General features: G+C 23.9%; 4 protein-coding genes. All 4 read left to right on the top strand.

Features of this window, described 5'->3' with window-relative positions:
• Positions 1 to 584: 584 nt before the first annotated feature.
• The 4 genes from F0310_RS05475 (at position 585) to F0310_RS05460 (ending at position 3713) form a co-directional block, all read left to right on the top strand.
• Positions 585 to 1739, top strand: coding sequence for a plasmid maintenance protein (locus tag F0310_RS05475; RefSeq protein ID WP_182117960.1), 1155 nt, complete (start codon positions 585 to 587; stop codon positions 1737 to 1739).
• Positions 1740 to 1789: 50 nt separating this feature from the next.
• A complete protein-coding gene (locus F0310_RS05470; protein ID WP_182117959.1) occupies positions 1790 to 2362 on the top strand; it encodes a DUF226 domain-containing protein in 573 nt (190 codons plus the stop codon).
• Positions 2338 to 3090 (top strand): ParA family protein, encoded by a 753-nt coding sequence (locus F0310_RS05465; protein WP_182117958.1) that lies wholly within the window; start codon positions 2338 to 2340, stop codon positions 3088 to 3090. Before F0310_RS05470 ends, F0310_RS05465 begins: the two co-directional genes overlap by 25 nt.
• A 62-nt stretch (positions 3091 to 3152) precedes the next feature.
• Positions 3153 to 3713, top strand: a complete 561-nt coding sequence (locus F0310_RS05460) for a chromosome replication/partitioning protein (RefSeq protein ID WP_182117957.1) — start codon at positions 3153 to 3155, stop codon at positions 3711 to 3713.
• Positions 3714 to 4087: the final 374 nt, after the last annotated feature.

Genomic DNA, 4087 nt, shown 5'->3' with positions numbered 1-4087 from the left:
GGCTACTAAGTAAAAAAATATTCTACTTATTTAGTTAAGTATTGTCTAAAACTTTATTTTTGCTCTACAAGTTATTGCCTTAGATCTACTGGAAAAAGTCACTGGAAAAAGCCTCAGAGATACCATTAAAAGTATATTTAAAATCAAACTAAACCTATTTATTTGCTAAATGAACCTGTTTTTAGTTAAAAAGCAAGCAAAATCTTATAAAGCATACTATCATAACTTGTATTAGATTATTCTTGTCCTTGAATATATTAACTACCTCACTAAAGATAATTTTTTTAAATTGCAAGCTGTGAATCAAATTCAATTGTTTTAGTAAATCTAAGTCAATACAATACCTCGCGCTCCAACACAAGAAAGTTTTTGTATACACTTTTAATCTTTGCTATATTCGTGCTCCTTATCTAACGCTCTATTTATGATTCATAAGGCTTATATGTACATCAAAAACTAATATTTTCAACTCTATTTTGTTAAAAATTTATAAAAATAATTTTTATTTCTAAAAAGCTTACTTTTATTAAAGAATTGATGTACTATGGTAGTAATAATAAATCACAATAAATGGAGGCGTCTAAATGGATACTAAAACTAATAAACTTAAAAAATATCAAAATAAATATCAACACAAATTAATAGTATTAATATCAACACTTAGCTTCATGAACGAGCAATACAAAAAATATAATCAAAGCAATATTTTGTATTATTACAACAACAACTTAAAAAGAAATGGACAGCATCTTGTTAAGATCAAAACTCTACAAAACTACCTATATAAGCTAGAGAAAATTTTTAAAGTAACTATTAATTACTATAAACATTTGGGAAAAAATTTTGGTACTGAGGTTTACTATACACTTAAATACCCTAAAAAGAAGTGTCACTATGAGATTAATAAACACTTTAAGATAAAAAAAGAAAACAAGTTTCAAATACGTATTAAAAAACATAATGTAAAAACCTTAAATAAAAATAGTAGTGTAGAAAAAAGGGAATGTTTTACTAGTATAAATAATAATAAAAAGAAAATAGAAAATTACATAGAAAAGTGTAATTTTAGAACAAAATTACCTTCTTTAATTTTAGAAATGCAAATACCAAATGAACATAAAATCAATCACCTAAGGAACCTAAAACGTATCGAAAATGATCTTATGTGTACACCCAATAATATAATAGAAGGAAGGTTATCCGTTATAATAACTAAGAACGCTAAAAACCCTGCATATTTATGCAAAAAGTTTAAAAATAGTGGTTATAGTAAAATAATAAGAAATATTGGAAAAGAGGGCAATAATCTCAACACAAAACAAGAAAGGCTTAAGGAAATACTCAATGAAGTAGAAATTAATTTAGAAAAAATGGGATATCAAGAAGACTGTGTTAAAAAAGAAATTAAGAGAGTCTATGAGATCTATAAAAACAAACCACACTTCATAATAGAAACTAAAAAATATAAAGATTTAGACAAGATAATAGATAAAATTAAAAGAACAGTAAAACAAATAAAGAAAGAAGATAAAACAGAAATTATAAAAAACATATTTAGCATATTATTAGAACAATTAAGATATAGGACAGACATAAAAGAATTAGTGCAAATAATAAAGCAGTACTTAAATGATAAGCAAAATTTGAGCTATAAGTACATAACAAACAACAAATACTATTATGATTTGTTAAACATAATAGAAAGTAAGAATAGATTCAAAAGAAAAAAATTCGCTTAGAAAGCAATTTAAATCTTGATTTATTAAAATTAAGAAGAGGTAGGTAGAAAATGCAGAGTGTACTTCCACTGGAAAGATTAAGAGAAAAAATAAAAAAAATTAAAACCACAAAAGAAAAAAATAAAGGTATTTTCATTAAAAAAGAAACTGAAGTTAATAGAACCATATATCATACAAAAATCATGCATGATTTTTTTGCATTTGGAGTTGATAAGAGAAAACATGACAAGTTTTTTATTTCATTTAAAGGAATTTTTAACCAGAAAAAAATAGAGACATTTAATTTATTTTCTATAAGAGAAGACGATAAATTTTTAGGTATTTATTATGGTTACAGAAAACCTGTAACAAATGTTGTAAAGATATATGAAGAAAATGGGATAACTAAAGCGTATAACTTTTCAAGAGTTTACTACATAGAATTTAAATTCAAAAAAGGTAGTATTTTTTGCTACCTTAAAGGAATTTCTTATTTAGTTAGAAAAGAGAAAATAGGAACAAAATATTATCAAACCCTGATTAAGGTATTTTTAAGATTAGAAAAAGAATTATATGAATTCTATAATAAAAAATTACCAGAAGGAGGAAATATAGCTAAGTGGTTAAACAAAAACCTAAAGTAATTACTGTAGCAAGTATTAAAGGTGGTGTTGGTAAAAGCACTACTAGTTTGATATTTGCAGTCTTGCTATCAAAGCAAAATAAAGTGCTATTAATCGACATAGATGCACAGGCATCAGTTACTAGTTATTATTTCAATTTTATAGAAAATGAAGGAATAGATTTAATTAATAACAATATATATGAAGTTCTAAAATTTAACTTAAGCATTAATAATGCATTAATTAAAATTAGTGATAATTTAAGATTCATACCTAGTTATTTAACTTTACATAAGTTTAGTTCAGAAGTTATACATTTTAAGGAACTTAAATTGCAAAAACAATTAAAACAATTAGAAACAACTTATGATTATATTATCATAGATACAAACCCAAGTTTAGATTATACACTAATAAATGCCCTTTTTGTTAGTAATTATGTGGTAATACCAATGACGGCTGAAAAATGGACTGTTGAAAGTTTAAACTTGTTTAATTTTTTTTTGAAAAAGTTAGATCTTGATCTTCCATATTTTTTACTAGTTACCAGATTTAAAAAAAATAGTACACATAAAGAATTATTAAGTAAATTAAGAGAAAATAATAACTTTATAGGATTTATAAATGAAAGAGAAGATTTAAACAAGAGAATAGCGGGTAATATTAATTTTGATTTAAGCAAAGACTACATTATAGAATATCAAAATGCACTTAATATTCTTTTGGATAGGATTATAAAATTAACATAAACAAAAATTCCACCGAGTGGAACAAGTGTAAAAAGTGTATAATTAATACAAAGGAGTTTTAGATGAACATTATACTTAATTCGAGAGAATTGAAAAGCAAGGATACAACAGAAGATGACAAAGTGAGGACTCATTATAAAAAATTAAAAGAAAGGTTAATTATTAATCTTAAAGACCAAATTAATAATATACTGGATAATATTAAAATTATAAAAGAGATTAAAGACAAAGGTTTATATGTATTAGATGGACATGCAAAATTTGAGGGTTTCATAAAGGAATATAGGCTTGCTAAAAGTCAGGTATATAACTATTTAAAAGTTGGAAATGCTTTATCAGATGGAATTATTAAAGAAAATTATATAATAGAAAATGGAATTAAAAACACACTATTTTTAATAAATACCAAATATAAAGATACTCAAGATAGAAAATTGAAACAAAATCTAATAAACCCACTAAGGTTTCAGCTTAAAAGTGAAGATAGTTATAAATTCTATAGGAAAAATATTAAACTTGCAGGATTTATATTAGATGATCTTTTTTTAAACAAACAGGATTTACTAAAAGAGTTTATAAATGGATTTGAAAGTTTGAAAAGTAAAAAACAAAAAAAGATATAATAGAATAAGAGGTTGAAAATAATTATTATAATTGTAAAGTAATAAATAGTTGATTTTATTTTAAATTAGATATATAATTCTAGCATTAGTGTTGTTATACATTTATTGTATGTGCACTTCCTAATTGTGATGGTCTTTTAAAGACTTTAGGTCTTAGTTAAATATTTGAGTTAAGGAATATTTAACTAAGACCTAATCTTTTTTGTTTTTTGTTTGTATATTAAATAACTTAATAATAATTGCTTTTAAGATAGCGATATTATCCTAGATCTAGTTTTTTATCTCTTCTCGTAGTGAACTGCTATTTCTAATAAAGAAAGATTATAGAAATAGCTTCTTGTATCTATCCAAGATAGCTTTTAGGCTCTTTAAAG

Origin of the sequence: Borrelia sp. A-FGy1 (assembly GCF_014084025.1) — a bacterium.
GTDB lineage: Bacteria > Spirochaetota > Spirochaetia > Borreliales > Borreliaceae > Borrelia.
The sequence above is the reverse complement of the archived record's forward strand: the minus strand, read 5'-3'. Positions and strand labels throughout refer to the sequence as shown.

Bases quoted from the DNA above. Each gene is read 5' to 3' on its own strand.
- F0310_RS05475 (WP_182117960.1), top strand. From the start codon at position 585: ATGGATACTAAAACTAATAAACTTAAAAAATATCAAAATAAATATCAA.
- F0310_RS05470 (WP_182117959.1), top strand. From the start codon at position 1,790: ATGCAGAGTGTACTTCCACTGGAAAGATTAAGAGAAAAAATAAAAAAA.
- F0310_RS05460 (WP_182117957.1), top strand. From the start codon at position 3,153: ATGAACATTATACTTAATTCGAGAGAATTGAAAAGCAAGGATACAACA.